Genomic DNA, 16452 nt, shown 5'->3' with positions numbered 1-16452 from the left:
CTGAGTGGATAGCGGGGAACCGCACCAAGGAGCGAATCGCATGTTGTGCGCTGCTTGGCCTTACGTAAGGAGCGACCTTGCATCCACCCGGCGAGCCGCCGCGGCGTTTCTTGACAATCTCGAGGAGAATGACGGGTCCGCAAGTCGGAGGAACTGGGTCGCAAGATGGACTAACATCGGAGATGCCCACTGCCGTGTTGGTGATCTGAATTTCGCAAGCGGAAACTTTGATGACGCGACCGATGCTTGGCTTTGCGCATTGACCGTCTTTGAAGTTGCCAAGCGGCTAATGGACGAAGACGATCCACAGCGTGGAGACGTGTCGGTTAAAGTAGAGGCCGCGATTCAGAGAATCGAATCTCTGGCGCAGAAGGTAAACCGAGTACAAATTGCGTGCTCCGATCAGTCTGAATTGCTGGCCTATTACTTGCCTGCTGGCGGTCGCGACTTGTGCGCACCGGCGGTCATTTGCATCAGCAGGGAAGATGAGACAGGAGCTGCGCTGCTCGGAAGGCTCTTGCCTGTCGCGATTGGTCGCAGCATCTCGATTCTCATTGTGTCTCACGATGACGTAAAGAACCGGTGGCGCGGTCAATCGGAAATCTTGTTGTCTTGCTGTTTGGACTATTTGTCAGCTCGGCCCGACGTTGATACCACTCGGATTGGTGTTTATGGGGAAGGGCTGTCAGCTGTTCTAGCCACTGATTTCGCTGCATCTGATCGCCGCGTTGCTGCGGCAGTTTGCGATGGGGGCCTTTGGAATTGGGTGCGGACCCTGGCATCTATCGGCTGGATGACGAAGCCTGCAAAGGCACTGGACGACGAAGTGATGCCGGCGTATCGCTCGCGATTGGTACGGCAATTGAGATGCCCGATTCTCGTGCTCGCCGGGGGGCGGGGCACGGTCAGCCTGTCGGAGGCGGCCAAACTACAAGTTGACTGCACGGCGGCGCATATTGATTTGGAATTGGCTACGCCACGGATGGGCCGGCCCTCCCTCGGAGAGATCGAAAACTTCGTGACTATCGATGATTGTATCTTCGAATGGCTAGAGAATAAGCTGGCACGCAGTTAAACTTCCAGCGACATGCAAGCTAAGATGGGAAGCCGCAACTCTTCGGATTGAGATCCAAGAACCTCACGTTGCGTTGCCTCTTGAAGCAGGATCGGTCGCGGGCGACATACGCAATTTCGATTTGGCGTCGCACCCATGAATGTTGCGGGGAAGCAGCTAGTCTTCCAGAGCTACCTTGAAGCACTTGCGCGCGCTGCCGCTGTGCTGGTGACATTTGAGCAGGGCAGCGGCCTCGTATCCTAAACCATTGATTGCCGATCTCTCGCGGCCGTGCAGCAATGGCTCAGAGTCGAAATCGACACGAAGCGCCGGCCAGATACCAACTAGTGGCTCGTCACAGTGATTTTGACGGTTTGATACCGAGCCAGCTTAGGATCGGCAAGTTTTCTGGCGGCACGAGGATTTCGATGCTTCTGGGTGTGTCGGCTTGACGGCGAATGAGGCCGTTACGTTCGAGCGTGACGATCATCTGATGGACTGAGGGCGGGCTCACACCGAAGTGACGCTGCATGTCGGCTTCGGCGGGTGGCCGTCCGAACATGTGCGAGTAGGTATAGATAAAAGCCAGATAATGGCCCTGCTTCTCGGTAAAGCGTGCGCCTGATTTTTGACTCATGGATCGATTCGTCCGGAGCCTCCGACAGGGAGGCGAATGATGAATGTACGGTACCGGGTCGAATTGAGCCAAGCCGAGCGAGAGGAGCTGACGGCGATGCTGAGCGGCGGCAAGCATGCCGCTCGCAAACTCAAGCGGGCCCAGATTTTGCTGGCGGCCGACATCGGCAGCCGCGACGAAGAGATTGCCCGGACCGTCAGAGTAAGCGCCTCCACCGTCTATCGAACCAAACGCCGCTTCGTGGAAGGCAATCTCGATCGGGCCTTGAGTGAGGAGCCGCGTCCCGGTGCGGAGCGCAAGCTGACCGGCAAGGACTGCTGGTGGCGACCGCATGCGCCAAGCCGCCCGCCGGCCGGAGGCGCTGGACGCTGGCGCTGCTGGCCGACGCGATGGTCAAGCTCACCGATCATGACAGCCTGTCAGGCGAGACCGTGCGCCGCCGGCTGGCCGAGAATGACCTCAAGCCGTGGCGCAGGGACATGTGGTGCATTCCCCATGTCGATGGCGAATACGTCGCCCGCATGGAAGATGTGCTCGATCTCTACGCTGAAGCGCCTGATCCCGAGCGACCGCTGGTCTGCTTCGATGAGACCCCCGTCCAACTCATCGGCGAGGTGCGCCAGCCGATCCCACCCGCGCCGGGAAAGCGCGAGCGTTCGTCACCTTCGACCCGCATCGGGCCTGGCGCAAGGTCAAGGTCACTGAACGGCGCACCGTCGTCGACTATGCTCACTGCATGCGCGAACTCGTCGACGTCCATTACCCCAAGGCCGCCTGCATCCGTGTCATGCAAGACAACCTGTCGATCCATGCCCCGGGCGCCCTCTACCAGGCCTTTGCGCCCGCTGAGGCCCGCCGCATCTTGCGTCGCCTCGAGTTCCACTACACCTCGAAACACGCCAGTTGGCTCAATATGGTCGAGATCGAGATCGGCGTGCTCCAAGGGCAGTGTCTCGGTCGCCGGATCGACGATCCAAAACGCCTTAGAAACGAGATCGCAGCATGGGAGCGGCAGCGAAACAAAACTCGCGCCCGTATCAACTGGATGTTCACAACGGACAAAGCTCGCACCAAACTGGGGCGCGCCTATCCAGGCATACCCAAAGAGTCAAAATCACTGTGACGAGCTACTAGTCGCCCGTTAAGAAGCCGGATTCAGACCTGATCGGGTGGGCAGGAGCGACGATAGAAGGCCCAAGATGAGGGCCACGACTAATCTCAGCCAGGCGAGGATGCGGCGGAAGTTGTGGCCCACGGCTGAGAGGACGACGTTGGCGGCGTCTCCTGCGCGGCCTTTGAGGTAGCAGCGGCCGAGGTGACCTTCGGCCTTTAGATGTCCGATGATGGGCTCGATGGCGGAGCGGCGGCGCAGTTCGCGCTTGATGACACCGAAGACGCCGCGCTTCTGGCCGGAGATGAAGACGCGACGGGGATTTTGCGCGTCGTGTCCGCGGTATCCCTTGTCGACATAGGCCCGCTCGATCGCACAGCCGGTGAGTGTCTCGGTGCGGTCGATGACATTCCGCAAGGTGTGACCGTCGTAGGGGTTGTCGGGGATCGCCCTGGCGTGCAGCACGAACAGGCCACCGGGAGCCCTGCGGTTGTTGGTGACGATGGCGGCCTTCACACCGAACTCGTAAGGCGCGGCGGCCTTGCCCTTGCCGATGCATTCCACCTCTGGGGCATGGAACGAATACAGCTTCCAGCCGCGCTGGCGCTGCTGTTGCGAACGGATCTGTGTGGCTCGGCCAAGCGGGAGGGCGAACGCCTCCTCCAGCGCTGGCTGGCCCTTGATCTTGCGGCGGATGTCGCGGATGATCCGGCCCAGCCGGATGCGCAGGATGCGCAACTGCCGCTGATGGCGCCTGAACTGTTTGGCATGGGCGTAGCGGCCCGCCATCATCGCGGCGGCCTTGGCCACGCGAGAATAGGATTGCCGCAGCCTGACGCCGCACCTTCTCGCCAGGCGGTTGAGCCCCTTGATGGCCGCATGCAGCAGCTTGGCATCGGTCGGAAAGGTGATGGCCTTTGGCTGCACCGTGGTGTCGACCGTGATCCGCTTGAGGTCTTGGCTGCGTAACGCGCCGGCCTCGTGCGCCACCCGCAGGCTCTCGGCCAGCAGCAGTTCCAGCATGTCGCCGAGCCGCTTGCGCCAATGGCTCAGGTCCGAACGCTCGTGCGGGAAGGCGTGCTGGAAGAACTCTTCGCCGGTGAAGAACTGGAAATACGGGTCATGGACCCAGCGCTGGCACACCCCCTCATCGGACAGCCCGTAAATATGCTTGAGCAACAACAGCCCGATCATGAAGCGGGTCTCGATCCCAGGCCGGCCGTTCTCACTGTAGAGCGGCGCGATCTCGCCGTCGATCCAATCCCAATCGATCCTGCCGGCAAGCAGAACCAGCTCGTGCTTCATGTTGATGATCTGGTCCAGTCGCGCCCGGAACAAATCGTTCGATCCCGTCGCCTTGTGCTTCTTCGGCCGCATCGTCGTCCCCTCCGACGCACCACAGAATCACGGTTCACAGTGAAGGGGAATCTTGAGGATTCAGTGAGGTCGCGTGGCAGGCTCGAGCCGCGCGCTCGGTCGTGCGTGCGACCTCACAGAAGCCGGATTGAACGAAGCTGCGGAGTTGTGGGCGCTATGGGAGTAGTGCCGCGGATGCGGCTGCTGGGAAGGCGCGCCTGTGGTCGCCGCGCGTCGGCGACACATTCATCGGATGTGAAGGGCCCAATTGATCGGGCCAAGGGCGCGATCCAGCGAGCGGTTTGCTACGCTGGAACGCGTGGCCGAACGATTGGCGGGGCGTTTGGTGACGAACGCGGCCACGGCGACATCGAACGTCACCGCTGAGAAGCGGACCACGGAAGGGGTGGATGGTGCAGGTGTTGGTCATGACGTATCACAACGAAACGGTTGGTCGGGCGCGCTCGCTCGCGGGACGACATCGACGCGCCGCATGGTGCCGCCGCAATGTGGGCAGACGGGAATCTCGCATGTGGCGAGGGGATCGGGGGCGGCTTCTTGATCAGTTGGCGCGTTGCAGACAGCCAGGAGTTGACGACAGAGGGCGATCTTATCGTTGCGCCCGCCGTTGGCGAGGAAGCCGTAGTGCCGGATGCGGTGGAAGCCATCCGGCAGAGTGTGCAGGAGAAAGCGGCGAATGAACTCGTCGGCATCAAGCGTCATTACCTTGGCTTTGCGATTTTGCCGATAGTCCTTCCAGGAAAAGCTCACCTTGCCGTCGGCAAGCGAGAGCAGCCTACTGTTGGCGATGGCGACGCGATGCGTATAGCGGCCGAGATAAGTCAGCACCTGTTCCGGACCGCCAAATGGCGGCTTGGCATAGACGACCCAGTCGGTCCGTCGAAGTTGATTAAGGCGCGCGGCGAATGCAGCGGGATCGGCGAGATGGGCGAGAGCGCCAAAGAAGCCCAGCTCGCCAGCCGCGAAGGCCGCTTGCAGCTCTTGCAGAAACAGGCGGCGGAACAGCCGGGAGAGGACGCGCACTGGAAGGAAGAAGCCGGGCCGGCAAGCGACCCAGCGTGTGCCGTCGAGCGAGGGTCCACCGCCCGGCACGACGCAGTGGATATGCGGATGGTGTTGCAGGGTCTGGCCCCAGGTATGGAGGACGGCAGTCACGCCGAGCTGAGCGCCGAGATGCTTGGGGTCGGCTGCGATGGTGGCGAGCGTCTCGGCCGCGCAGCGGAACAGGATGGCATAGACGACGGCCTTGTTCTGGAAGGCGATCTCTCCGGCGGGGGCCGGCATGGTGAAGACGACGTGGAAATACGGTACGGGAAGGAGTTCAGCTTGCCGTTCGGCGAGCCATTGCGCGCGCGCCGCGCCCTGGCACTTCGGGCAATGCCGGTTGCGGCAGGAGTTGTAGGCGATGCGTGTGGCGCCGCAGTCATCGCACTGCTCGACGTGGCCGCCGAGCACAGCCGTCCGGCATGCCGTGATCGCGCCCATGACGCGCCGCTCGACGCGGCCCAGATGCTCGGCACGGGCTTGCCGAAACGCTTCGCCGTAGCGGCGGAAGATATCCGCCACTTCCAGAACCGGAGCCATCAGGTCCGCTCAGCCGGGCGGCACGACCTCCAGGCGGAGCCGGTCAAGCGGACTTGGCGTGTTGCTGATGGTCTTTGTGGCGACCTGAGTATAGCGCGCCGTGCTGGCCAGACTGGCATGGCCGAGCAACACCTGGATGATGCGCACGTCGGCCCCGTTCTCCAGGAGACGGGTCGCGAATGTGTGCCGCAACGTGTGCACTGTCACCGATTTGCTCAAGCCGGCTGCCGCACAGGCTGAACGGCAGGCGGCGTGTAGCACGTTCGGGACGAGCGGGCGTTCGTCGTCGCGGCCGGGAAACAACCATCGCTTTGGCCGAGTGAGCCGCCAATACGTCCGCAGAATCCTCAAAAGCTGCGGCGAGAGCATAACGTAACGGTCCTTGCCGCCCTTGCCGTGCTCGACCCGGATCAACATCCGTTGGCTGTCAATGTCGACAACCTTCAAGAGGACCACTTCCGATACGCGCAGTCCGGCAGCATAGACCGTGGTCAGCGCGGTACGGCTCTTCAGGCTCGGGATCGCCTCCAGAAAGCTCACCACCTCGTCGGCGCTCAGCACGACCGGCAACTTGCGCGGTTGGCGCGCATAGGCGATGCGTTCCGGAATGGTGTCGTGACCAAGCGTCACACCGTAGAAGAACCGCAGCGCGCAGACGATTTGGTTCAGCGCCGGCCAGGACATCCCCGTCGCCACCAGATGAACCTGGAAGGCACGGATATCCTCCAGATCAAGGCGGTCGGGAGAGCGACCGAAATACCGGCTCAACTTCGCTACGGCGTTGAGGTAGGATTGCTGCGTCGCCGGTGACAGATTGCGGACCGTCATATCCTCGATCATGCGGCGGCGAAGTGGGCTGATATCAGCCATCGGAAAACCTCCTGTCTGAAGGGTTGGGCTTCGAAAACCCGCAATCCTCTCAGACAGGAGGCAATCCTTGCTATGGCTCCCTACATGCCGCGACAGCGGCTTCGTTCAATCCCGATTCTGCAAAAAAACAACATGCTCTAGGCCAAGATAGCCCATGAGCGGACGTGAGGCTCAAAACGGCCCACGTCACCAACCTCGGTGGCAAATGTCACCGCGACGATTAGATCGACGTCTCGCAGTGTTTGAAGCGCCCGCACGAGCGCCTCCAAGGACCAGGCCGAGACGAACTCTTCGATCGTGCGCTCCAGACGTTCGACCGCTCCTTGGCGATGCGAACTGCTTCGACCATTTCTTGGAGCGCGATCTGATGCGCGGGATGATCGAACTCCTGTTGGCGGTGGACCCGCAGCGCCTCAACCGCCGCCGCTCGGGCGCGGACGAGATCGCGCATCGCTTCGTGGCTTTCATCGGGAACCCACACCGCCGTCAGCTCGCCGGCCCGCAGCAGCCGGGCAAGAGAAACAGCGTCCTGGCGGTTCGTCTTCACGCGATCGCCCGGCTTCCTCGGGATCAGCGACGGCGCAACACGGTGCATACATGGCCGAGCGACCGGATCAGGCGATAAAGTGCTGATTCCGATGATCTCGCCCGGGTGTACCGATTTGATCTCGCCCAGGATTCCGAGATGATCTCGCCCACCATTCCGATTTGATGTCGCCCGGGGCGCGAGGCGTTCTGGCTGTCTGGTTTCTGGCATCGGTGAAGCCGCGGGGTCAACCTTGAATCGCGGCTTGAAGCCTTTCTTCGTCTGCTGTTGGTCTGCTGTGGGGCATGTGGGCAACGCTCTTTGCGTTGTCCAAGCGCAGCGGCATGTCCACAGCGCCACTGGCTCAGGTCTTTCGGTCGGGTTTGCGGGTTCGCCGCAGGCTCTCGCCGTTGAGATCGATCCGGTGGGCGTTGTGGACCAGGCGGTCGAGGACGGCATCGGCGTAGGTGGGATCGCCGATCAGCGCGTGCCATTGATCGACGGGGAGCTGGCTGGTGACGATGGTGGAGCGGTGGCCGTAGCGGTCCTCGAGGATCTCCAGGAGGTCGTAGCGGGCTGCGGCGTCGAGCGGCTCGAGGCCCCAGTCGTCGAGGATGAGGAGATCGACGCGGCCGAGCGCACGCAGGATGCGGGGATGGCGGCCGTCGCCGCGCGCCAAAGCGAGATCGCTGAACAGCCGCGGGACACGCTGATAGAGCACCGAGCGATTATCGCGGCAGGCCTTGTTGCCGAGCGCCGAGGCGAGCCAGCTCTTGCCAACGCCGGAGGGCCCGCAGATCAGCAGGTTGGCGTGGTCGTCGATCCATTGGCCTTCGACCAGCATCGTCAGCAGGCTGCGGTCGAGGCCGCGCGGGGTGCGATAGTCGATGTCCTCGACGCAGGCCTGCTGGCGCAGCTTGGCGTATTGCAGCCGCTTCGAGAGCCGCTTGTCGCGTCGCAGCGAGGCTTCGCGTTCGAGCAGCAGCGCGAGCCATTCGGCATGGCCGAGGCTGGCGGCCTCGCCGCCGGCTTCGATGTCGGCAAAGGCCTTGGCCATGCCGTGAAGGCCGAGTGCGTGGAGTTGATCGAGGGTCGGATGCGTGAGCAAGGCGTGATCTCCTAGTTGTAGTAGCGCGGCCCGCGGATGTTGGGATGAAGGACCGGCGCGTCGTCCGCGGGGCGCTTGGGTGAAGGACGCCGATCGAGATTGTTGGCGAGGATCGATTTGACCGAGCCGTAGGTGCGCGCGCCGATGTCGATCGCCCGCATGGCGGCGGCATCGAGCCGCTGTTGCCCGTAGGATCGGGCGAGCCGGATGATGCCGAGGCAAGCGCGGAAGCCCTGCTCGGGGTGCGCCCGCTCATCGAGGATCAGGTCGCACAGCGCGGCGGTGGCCGGCCCGATCGTGGCGGCGTCCTTGCGGATGCGCTCGATGGTCCAGCCGGCGTAGCGCCGATGACTGGACGCCATGTGCTCCGGCACGGTGGTGTGCTTGTGGTTGCCGCTCATGCGCTGATGCGCGGCGATCCGATCACCCTTGTGGAAAATCTCGACGGTGCGGGCGGTGAAGCGCACCTCGACCTCGGCGCGGACGAAGCGATGCGGGACGCTGTAGTAATGCGCCTCGACCTCGACGTGATAGTCGATGCTGACCCGGCAGATCCGCCACTCGGCGAACACGTAAGGGCTCTCCGGCAAGGCCTTCAGCGCCGGCCGGTCGATCTCCTCCAGCAGCTTGCGGCGGGTGACGCCGAGCCGCCGGATCGGCCGCTCCTCGTTGAGCCGGGTCAGCAAATCGGCGATCGCCGCATTGACCTCGGCGAGGCTGTAGAAGATGCGGTGGCGCAGCCGCCCGAGCAGCCAGCGCTCGACCATGAGCACCGCCTGTTCGACCTTCGCCTTGTCCCGTGGCCGTCGCGGCCTCGCCGGCAGAATGGCGGTGCCGTAATGCGCCGCCATGTCGGCATAGCTGCGGTTGATCTGCGGGTCGTAGAGGCAAGCCTTGATCACCGCGACCTTGGTGTTGTCCGGCACCAGCAGCGCCGGCACGCCGCCGATCGCCTCGAAGGCGCCGACGTGGCCGTCGATCCAGTCGGCGAGCCCCTGGGTCCAGGTCGCCTGCGCGTAGGTGAAGCTCGATGCGCCGAGCACCGCGACGAAGATCTGGGCGGCGCGCCGCTCGCCGGTCAGCCGGTCGATCACCACCGGCACGCCGTCGCCCGCATAGTCGACGAACAGCTTGTCGCCGGCCGCATGCGACTGGCGCATCGTCACCGACAGGCCGCCTTCCCAGGCCCGGTAGAGTTCGCAGAACCGCGAATAGCGATACCCGCCGGGTTCGCTTGCGATGTACTCCTCCCACAGGATCGACAGCGTCACGTGCTTGCGCTTGAGCTCGCGATGCACCGCCGCCCAGTCCGGCTCCGCCTGCCGGCGATGGCCCCGCCGGGTGCCGGGACCGGCACCGGCGCTGGCGAACAGCCAGGCTTCCAGCACCGCGTCGGTGACGTCATCGGGCAACGGCCAGCTCAGCCCCGTCGCCTCGAACCGGCGGATCGTCAACCGCACCGTCGAAGCGGCTGTCCCCACCCGCCGCGCGATCTCACGGGTCGCCATCCCGGCCGATCTCAATCTGATCACATCGCGCACATGGCGCATCGCAAACCTCTCCGTCGGCATCCAGGTCCCCCTTCGCAAAGCCGAAAGGCGGGACCGTAGCGGAGCCAGAAGAGGCCTCGTCACCCCGGGCGACATCATCCCGGAATGGTGGGCGAGATCATCTCGGAATGGCGGGCGAGATCAAATCGGAATGGTGGGCGAGATCATTCCGGAATGGTGGGCGACATCGAGCGGAATCAGCAATAAAGGCCATAGCCCGTCGGACCGGCCTCATAACAGAAATGCAGCCCCCCAAACCGGCTGGCGATCCGTTCAACGACCCGGCGCATGCCGGTCGCCGACGCGTCGACCTCACCGAAGAAACGAACCTCTCCTTCCCGGCCCGTTTCCGCGATCGCGATGGCGTTTTTCAGCTTCGCGACGTCGATTCCGACAAATGCTTCCCTATAATCTATCACGGCTCGTCCTCCTGTGATGAGGATCGGCTCGGTACGCCCGAGCAACCCTCGGACGCGCAGTGTAGGGCGAGCCACCTCACCGGAAGAGGCGGACATACGGCCTTACAGGAAACTCGCTCAGCCGGGCAAAGAAGCAGGGTATGCGTGGAAGCTAAAGCCTGATTTCGTCCTTACGGAAGTTAAGGGCGTCCTCGACAATGGCGAGAGGTTCGCCACGCAAGATTCGATAGATTCGAAGCAGGTACTCCCCAACAATACCGAGCAGAAACGCGTGCAGGCCTATTCCGAACAAGAGCAGCACGTAAACGCTGGCGAACCCGCGCGGATAGTCCGGCTGAACGATCTTTCCGATGACGAAATACAGCCCGCCGACGATACTGATCACGAGCGCAGCGGCTCCCACAAAGGAAGCAAGGCGCAACGGAACGACCGAGTGATTGATAATCCCGTCAAGCCCTAACTGGATAAGTCGCACGAGGTTGAATTTGCTTTGTCCGAGCGTACGAGGATCCCGCTTGTAGGGAACGCCAATCTGCTCGAACCCGAGTCCGGCGATCATACCGCGAAGGTAAGGACTGGGCACGTTCATTCTTCTCAGTGCGTCGAGGACCGTGCGATCGATCAATCGGAAATCGCCGACGTCCCTGGGAATGGGGTGCTCGCTCAATTTGTCGATCGTCCAGTAGCCAACCCGCCGAAACAAGTTTATCGCGGCGCCTTCTGATCGCACCCTCCGAATGCCGTATACAACCCGGTAGCCCGATCGCCACAAGTCAAAGAACTCGGCAAGAAGCTCGGGCGGATCCTGGAGGTCGGCATCGATGTGCATCACGGCGTCGCCGTGCGCATGCATATAGTTGGCGAGAACCGATCGCTGATACCCGGCGTTCTTGCTGAAGCGAATGGCCCGTACCCGGGAATCCTTGCTCGCCAGCTGCGAGAGCTTCGTCCAAGTCAGATCACTTGAATGGTTATCGCTGAACACGAATTCGAGTGTGCAGCGCCCCGCCATCGTTTCGCCCAGACGGCAAAGTCGCTCGTACAACGCATCAAGATTGTCAGCCTCATTGAGGACAGGGATGGCAATCGTGATCAACGGAAGTGACGATTGTCGATCACCGCGAGTCTTGGATGGAGCTTCCTGGGTAAGCATCAGGAGTACCTTTCTATCTAGAACAGGTTGAACAATCCAAGGTCATTCCCCCTCGGGCGGCCTTGAGCGAGGTAGGTGCTGACGGTCGCGCCAGCAACACAGGATACGTCGGCCAGAGGCCGCAACGCGGTTAGGTACTTGGTATAATAGACTGCGACCATGTAAATCCCGGACAACACGCAGAATGCTTCCACGCTGGCCAGTGCGCCCATGCTCCTAGCGCCATAACTGGAATGGACCAATAGCGCCACAGGCGCCAAAGTAAATCTTACAAGGCCCATCACACGCTGTCTCCGGGATCTCGTCGGGCACCATTGAAATCGATAATGTCGGCGAGCATGCGCGCTGCCATGTCGTCGCCAGCCAGCCAAGCCTTGTGCCAGGATACGATCCGGGTCAGGGCGGTGGACAAGTCCCAACGCGCATGCCAACCCAGCTTCTGGCCTGTCTTTGCGCAATCGAGCCGCAGATGGTGGTCCTCATGCAGTTGTGGTGCATTGGTGACGGTCCAGCGGGCTTCCGGCGACCACAGGCCGGTCAAGCGATCGGCAATCCAAGCCACCGAGTGGGCTTTGGCTGGGCGGAAATTCCATGCATCAGCAAAGGCCAAACCATCGGTGAACAGGCGCTCAGCTAACGCAAGATATCCCCAAAGGGTGGTGAGCACGTGTTGCCACGGACGAATAGCTATCGGCGAGCGGATTTCCACCTCCACCCCCGCAGCGATGGCGCGCAGGATACCGGGGATCAAGCGATTCTGGGCCCAGTCGCCACCGCCGATCACATTGCCGACACGAGCCGTGGCCAACGTCACGGCGTGGCCCACGTGGCTGCCGGGCGGAAAAAAAGAGTCACGAAAAAGCCGAGAATACAAGTTCGGCACAGACTTTGCTGTTGCTATAGGGATCACGTCCGCCGAGCCGGTCGTTGTCACGATAGCCCCAGATCCATTCACGGTTCTCGCAGCACTTGTCGGAGATGATGTTGAGCACGGCGCGGACCGAGTTCACCTGCCGAAGGCCTGCAATAAGTGCACCGTTCCCATGACATTGGTGCGATAGGTCTCATTTGGATTGGCATAGGAATAGCGCACTGATGGTTGTGCAGCCGTATGGATAATGACATCGGGCGCAGCGCTACAAACGTGCTGACCAAACGATTGTAGTTGGTCACGTTCCCCAGAATCGACTCCATGCCAGCCCCGACGCGGATTTTAAAGAGGCTGGCCATTGCGGGCAGCGCGTAGCCAGTCACCCGCGCGCCGAAATGTTGCAGCCAAAGCGCGAGCCACGAGCCGTTGAAGCCTGTGTGCCCGGTGAGAAAGACGCGCTTGCCTGTCCAGAAGTGGCTCATTTTTCCCACACCTTCCATGGGGCCCTGCCCTCAACCCAGAGCGCTTCGAGGAATGTCTTGTCGCGCAGAGTGTCCATGGGCTGCCAGAAGCTGTGGTGCTGGTAGGCCGAAAGCTGTTGCTGCTCAGCCAAGGCTGCGAGCGGCTCGCGCTCCCAAACAGTGGAGTCATCCACCAGCAGGTCAATTACTTTCGGCGAGAGCACGAAGAAGCCACCATTGATCATCCCCCCATCACCCCGGGGTTTTTCCTTGAAAGCGGCGACGCGGTGATCAGCGCGAATTTCGAGGGCGCCGAAACGGCCAGGCGGATAGGTAGCAGTTAGAGTGGCGAGCGTACCCTGGCGACGGTGGAAGGCGATCAATGCGGTTATGTCGATGTCTCCCACACCATCGCCATATGTCAAACAAAAGGCGTCGTCAGCGGTCAGATAATTAGCAACTCGCTTGAGCCGACCACCAGTCATGGTCCTCTCGCCGGTATCGACCAGCGTCACCTTCCAAGGTTCGGAATGGTGCTGGTGAACCTCCATGCCGTTTTTCGTCATGTCAAAGGTGACATCCGACATGTGCAGGAAGTAGTTGGCGATGTATTCCTTGATCAGATAGCCCTTATAGCCGCAGCAGATGATGAAATCGTTGATGCCATGGTGCGAGTAGATTTTGAGGATGTGCCACAGAATCGGCTTGCCGCCGATCTCGATCATGGGCTTGGGCCGAAGGTGGGTTTCCTCGGAGATTCGGGTTCCAAGTCCACCCGCGAGGATCACAGCTTTCACGACTGGCTCCATTTCTGGCTGACCGGCCGTTGTCGGCGCGGGATCACAAGGAAGCTGAGACTCCATCCCAACGCCGTGGTGAGCGTGACGTTCGTCATGCGAAGCACTGCGATGTCGTCCTCTGCCCATCGATATGTCCAGTGATAGACGAAGCCGAAAAGGGTCGGCGGAATACTGATTTGCGTAGCGAATCGGTTGGCGATGGAGTGAAGGAAGAAACCTTCGTCGCTGAGCAAGAGCCCGTAACTGCTATAGTGTAGCAGCCAAGTGAAAAGGATTGCTGCGGTTACAGCGGATAGAGCGAGCAAAGTTCGATCCAGCAAGGCTGACAACCTCCTTCCGCTGGCACAATGATCATCTTTTGGCATAGGCCCCTTCCTGCGAGCCTCGTAGACGAATCTCATTCCAATGGATATCAGCCTCGAGGAGCTTCTAACTGACCTGAGCCCCGCAATCTCCTCCAAGAACTGGTAGAGTCTGTCACCTGGGGGCGGGATGGACATGAAACAAACCGACTCACGGTAGAGATGGGGTATTCGGTCCCGATCGCCGACCTATTTGCCCAGTAGCCCCTTTTGACTGACGATCATGGACCGATTTTATCCGAAGGAGGAAAGTCATGATCTACGTCGGCCTCGATGTTTCGCTGAACTCCGTTGGGATATGCGGAGTGGACAGGTCAAGGCAGCATTGTCGGCTATGCTGCTGAAGACCGATCGCAAGGCGCCTATCTCGGTTTGACGTCCCAATATAGCGCGGCAATCTGGGTGCGAAGAGCGTGACGGTCAGGATCGCGAGTCAGTGTCGCGGCGTGATGATGATCACCGCGATGATTGTCGCGCGCAAGAGCGCATTGCCTCGCCCTAAATTGTTACCGGATGCTGAGCCGTTGCCTCACGTAAATTGCTCCCTTGGATCGGGAACGAGCGGGGGCGAAGACGGGGTGGCTAAGGATGGCAACGCGGAAGGAACTGACGGCGGCAGCAGGCGCGCGCTATCGGCGTTCGGATCGCGCGAAGAAGGCGCGGATATTGGACGAGTTCGTCGACATCACCGGATTCCATCGCAAGCATGCGATGCGCCTACTTCGAGGTCAGGAAGACGCACGCCAGGGCCGACGGGCGCGACGTCGAGTCTATAATGAGGCAGAACACAACGCGCTCGTGCTCCTTTGGGAGGCGTCAGACCGGATCTGCGGGAAGCGGCTGAAGGCGTTAATGCCTGCGCTGATTGAGGCGATGGAACGGCACGGCCACCTCGACCTTGCCCCCGAGATCCGCGACAAACTTTTGGCGATGAGCGCTGCGACGATCGACCGCGCATTGGTGCGGGTCCGAGAAGAATTAGGTCGCAAGCGCCGGCGGCACGCGGCGCACTCATTGCGTCGCAGTGTTCCAATAAGGACGTCGGCAGATTGGAATGATCCGGCGCCGGGATTCGTCGAGGCCGACCTTGTCGCGCATAGCGGTCCATCTGCGCGTGGCAGCTTCATCCAGACCCTCGGGCTCACCGACATTGCTACTGGCTGGACGGAGTGCGCTCCTCTGATCGTGCGCGAACAGACGCTGTTGAGCACGGTGCTGACGGAATTGCGCAAACAATTGCCTTTTGCGCTGCTCGGCCTCGATACTGACAATGATACCGTGTTCATGAACGAGACGCTCAAAGCCTACTGCGAGGCGGCCAACATCGTCTTCACGCGTTGCCGGCCCTACCGAAAGAATGACCAGGCGTTCGTCGAGCAGAAGAACGGCGCCGTCGTGCGCAGGATGGTCGGCTATCGTCGGTTCGAGGGCCTGGAAGCGGCCAAGCTGCTGGCTGAACTCTATCGATCGGCGCGGTTGTTCGTGAACTTCTTCCAACCCTCGTTCAAATTGATAGCCAAGCAGCGCGACGGTGCGCGTGTGCGCAAGACATACAGCGCGCCGACAACACCACACCAGCGCTTGGCCGCCGACGCCCGCACGCCCGACGCGGTTCGTGCCCAACTCCAAGAAATTTATGCCGCTCTCGACCCGGTCGCGTTGTTGCGCGATTTCCGCGGCGCGCAGGAAGGCCTCGCGGCGCTTGCGGATACCCAGCCTATCGTCAATCCTGCTGGGGCATCGCAATCGATTGATCTCTTTCTGGCAAGTCTACGAACCGCCTGGAAGGACGGAGCTATGCGACCGACGGATCGGCCAATCGCGAAAGCGAAGAGAGGTCGGCGCCGTCCCGACCCGCTCATCAGGGCAACGCCAGATTTGCGAAAATGGTTTGAAGTCGAACCTTGGCGGACTGGCAGCGAACTGCTCTCCCGGTTGCAGGTGGAATATCCTGGAGCCTATCCGAACAAGCTTCTTCGAACGCTTCAACGTCGACTTAAATCCTGGCGCAGCGAGCAAGCGAACGCGTTACTGTTCGTTCCTACGGAGGAAACGCTTCCGGAGTATGAGGTCACAACACCCCAATGATGTGCCAGGTGCCAGCGGAGGAGGCCGGGCGCTCCGAAACCCCGGCCATCTCCGCACCCGGCCTCCTCCTCAACCCAAGCCGGGAGCAAAATAAATGAGGCAACCCATCGCACTCGGGAGCATCGATATGTGAGGCAATACGAAGAGTTTTGTTGGTTCTGATTGTCGCGGAGCGACAATCAAGCGAGTGTTTTCGGCGTCGCGTGCTCCGGCGACCGTCCTGGACCGCGCTTTCGCTCGATCGCAGTGCGGCGGCGATAGCTCTCAACGTTCATCTCGATGATGGTGGCGTGGTGAATAAGACGATCGATGGCGGCGAGCGTCATGACGGGTCGGGGAAGACCTTGTTCCATTCTCCGAAGGGCTGATTGGCGGTGATCAGCATCGAGAGCCGCTCGTAGCGTGCGCTGATAAGCTCGAACAGCACACTGCTCTCGGTCTGGTCCTTGGTGACGTAAGCAAGATCATCTAGTCACGCTGA

Annotated in this window: 13 protein-coding genes and 4 pseudogenes; 3 read left to right on the top strand and 14 right to left on the bottom strand. The window is 61.3% G+C overall.

Annotation, left to right across the window (positions count from 1 at the left end):
- The first annotated feature begins 259 nt into the window (after positions 1 to 259).
- Positions 260 to 1075: an alpha/beta hydrolase family protein gene (locus tag ACVMIH_RS37485; protein ID WP_456865416.1), complete on the top strand. Its 816-nt coding sequence runs from the start codon at positions 260 to 262 to the stop codon at positions 1073 to 1075.
- 334 nt (positions 1076 to 1409) lie between these two features.
- Here ACVMIH_RS37485 and ACVMIH_RS37480 read toward each other — a convergent pair whose 3' ends face one another.
- Positions 1410 to 1616: a LexA family protein gene (locus ACVMIH_RS37480; RefSeq protein WP_456866642.1), complete on the bottom strand. Its 207-nt coding sequence runs from the start codon at positions 1614 to 1616 to the stop codon at positions 1410 to 1412.
- Between the two features lie 114 nt (positions 1617 to 1730).
- On the opposite strand from ACVMIH_RS37480, the pseudogene ACVMIH_RS37475 reads away from it, so the two are divergent.
- Positions 1731 to 2814, top strand: a pseudogene (locus ACVMIH_RS37475) (IS630 family transposase).
- An 18-nt stretch (positions 2815 to 2832) separates the two neighbouring features.
- Here the strand turns inward: ACVMIH_RS37475 and ACVMIH_RS37470 are convergent.
- From ACVMIH_RS37470 to ACVMIH_RS37415, 12 genes and pseudogenes are all read right to left on the bottom strand, one after another.
- On the bottom strand, positions 2833 to 4179 hold the full coding sequence (locus ACVMIH_RS37470; RefSeq protein WP_456865414.1) for an IS5 family transposase: 1347 nt from the start codon (positions 4177 to 4179) through the stop codon (positions 2833 to 2835).
- 405 nt (positions 4180 to 4584) lie between these two features.
- Positions 4585 to 5763, bottom strand: a complete 1179-nt coding sequence (locus ACVMIH_RS37465; protein ID WP_456865412.1) for an IS91 family transposase — start codon at positions 5761 to 5763, stop codon at positions 4585 to 4587.
- Between the two features lie 9 nt (positions 5764 to 5772).
- Complete coding sequence (locus ACVMIH_RS37460) at positions 5773 to 6633, bottom strand: tyrosine-type recombinase/integrase (protein WP_456865410.1); 861 nt, start codon at positions 6631 to 6633, stop codon at positions 5773 to 5775.
- A gap of 138 nt (positions 6634 to 6771) precedes the next feature.
- Positions 6772 to 7260: pseudogene (locus ACVMIH_RS37455) on the bottom strand (IS110 family transposase); the annotation flags it as partial.
- A 263-nt stretch (positions 7261 to 7523) separates the two neighbouring features.
- Positions 7524 to 8267: an IS21-like element helper ATPase IstB gene (istB, locus tag ACVMIH_RS37450; RefSeq protein WP_456864986.1), complete on the bottom strand. Its 744-nt coding sequence runs from the start codon at positions 8265 to 8267 to the stop codon at positions 7524 to 7526.
- A gap of 11 nt (positions 8268 to 8278) precedes the next feature.
- The gene (gene istA / locus ACVMIH_RS37445) at positions 8279 to 9817 is read right to left on the bottom strand and encodes an IS21 family transposase (RefSeq protein ID WP_456866612.1); all 1539 of its coding nucleotides are present in this window, start codon (positions 9815 to 9817) and stop codon (positions 8279 to 8281) included.
- A 203-nt stretch (positions 9818 to 10020) separates the two neighbouring features.
- Positions 10021 to 10236: pseudogene (locus ACVMIH_RS37440) on the bottom strand (IS110 family transposase); the annotation flags it as partial.
- Between the two features lie 151 nt (positions 10237 to 10387).
- Complete coding sequence (locus ACVMIH_RS37435; protein ID WP_456865408.1) at positions 10388 to 11389, bottom strand: glycosyltransferase family 2 protein; 1002 nt, start codon at positions 11387 to 11389, stop codon at positions 10388 to 10390.
- 280 nt (positions 11390 to 11669) lie between these two features.
- Positions 11670 to 12323, bottom strand: coding sequence for a hypothetical protein (locus ACVMIH_RS37430; RefSeq protein WP_456865406.1), 654 nt, complete (start codon positions 12321 to 12323; stop codon positions 11670 to 11672).
- Between the two features lie 17 nt (positions 12324 to 12340).
- Entirely contained in the window at positions 12341 to 12742 is a 402-nt protein-coding gene (locus tag ACVMIH_RS37425; RefSeq protein WP_456865403.1) for a hypothetical protein, read from the bottom strand.
- The gene (gene rfbF / locus ACVMIH_RS37420) at positions 12739 to 13518 is read right to left on the bottom strand and encodes a glucose-1-phosphate cytidylyltransferase (RefSeq protein WP_456865401.1); all 780 of its coding nucleotides are present in this window, start codon (positions 13516 to 13518) and stop codon (positions 12739 to 12741) included. The genes ACVMIH_RS37425 and rfbF overlap by 4 nt, the downstream gene beginning before the upstream one ends.
- Positions 13515 to 13886, bottom strand: coding sequence for a hypothetical protein (locus ACVMIH_RS37415; RefSeq protein WP_456865398.1), 372 nt, complete (start codon positions 13884 to 13886; stop codon positions 13515 to 13517). The genes rfbF and ACVMIH_RS37415 overlap by 4 nt, the downstream gene beginning before the upstream one ends.
- Positions 13887 to 14471: 585 nt before the next feature.
- Between ACVMIH_RS37415 and ACVMIH_RS37410 the strand changes: the two genes are divergently transcribed.
- Entirely contained in the window at positions 14472 to 15971 is a 1500-nt protein-coding gene (locus ACVMIH_RS37410) for an ISNCY family transposase (protein ID WP_456865395.1), read from the top strand.
- A gap of 179 nt (positions 15972 to 16150) precedes the next feature.
- Here ACVMIH_RS37410 and ACVMIH_RS37405 read toward each other — a convergent pair.
- Positions 16151 to 16398 (bottom strand): annotated as a pseudogene (locus ACVMIH_RS37405) (ATP-binding protein).
- Between the last annotated feature and the right edge of the window lie 54 nt (positions 16399 to 16452).

The organism is Bradyrhizobium sp. USDA 4503 (assembly GCF_054055815.1).
Note: the sequence above shows the minus strand (reverse complement) of the source record. Positions and strands in the feature narration are given on the sequence as shown.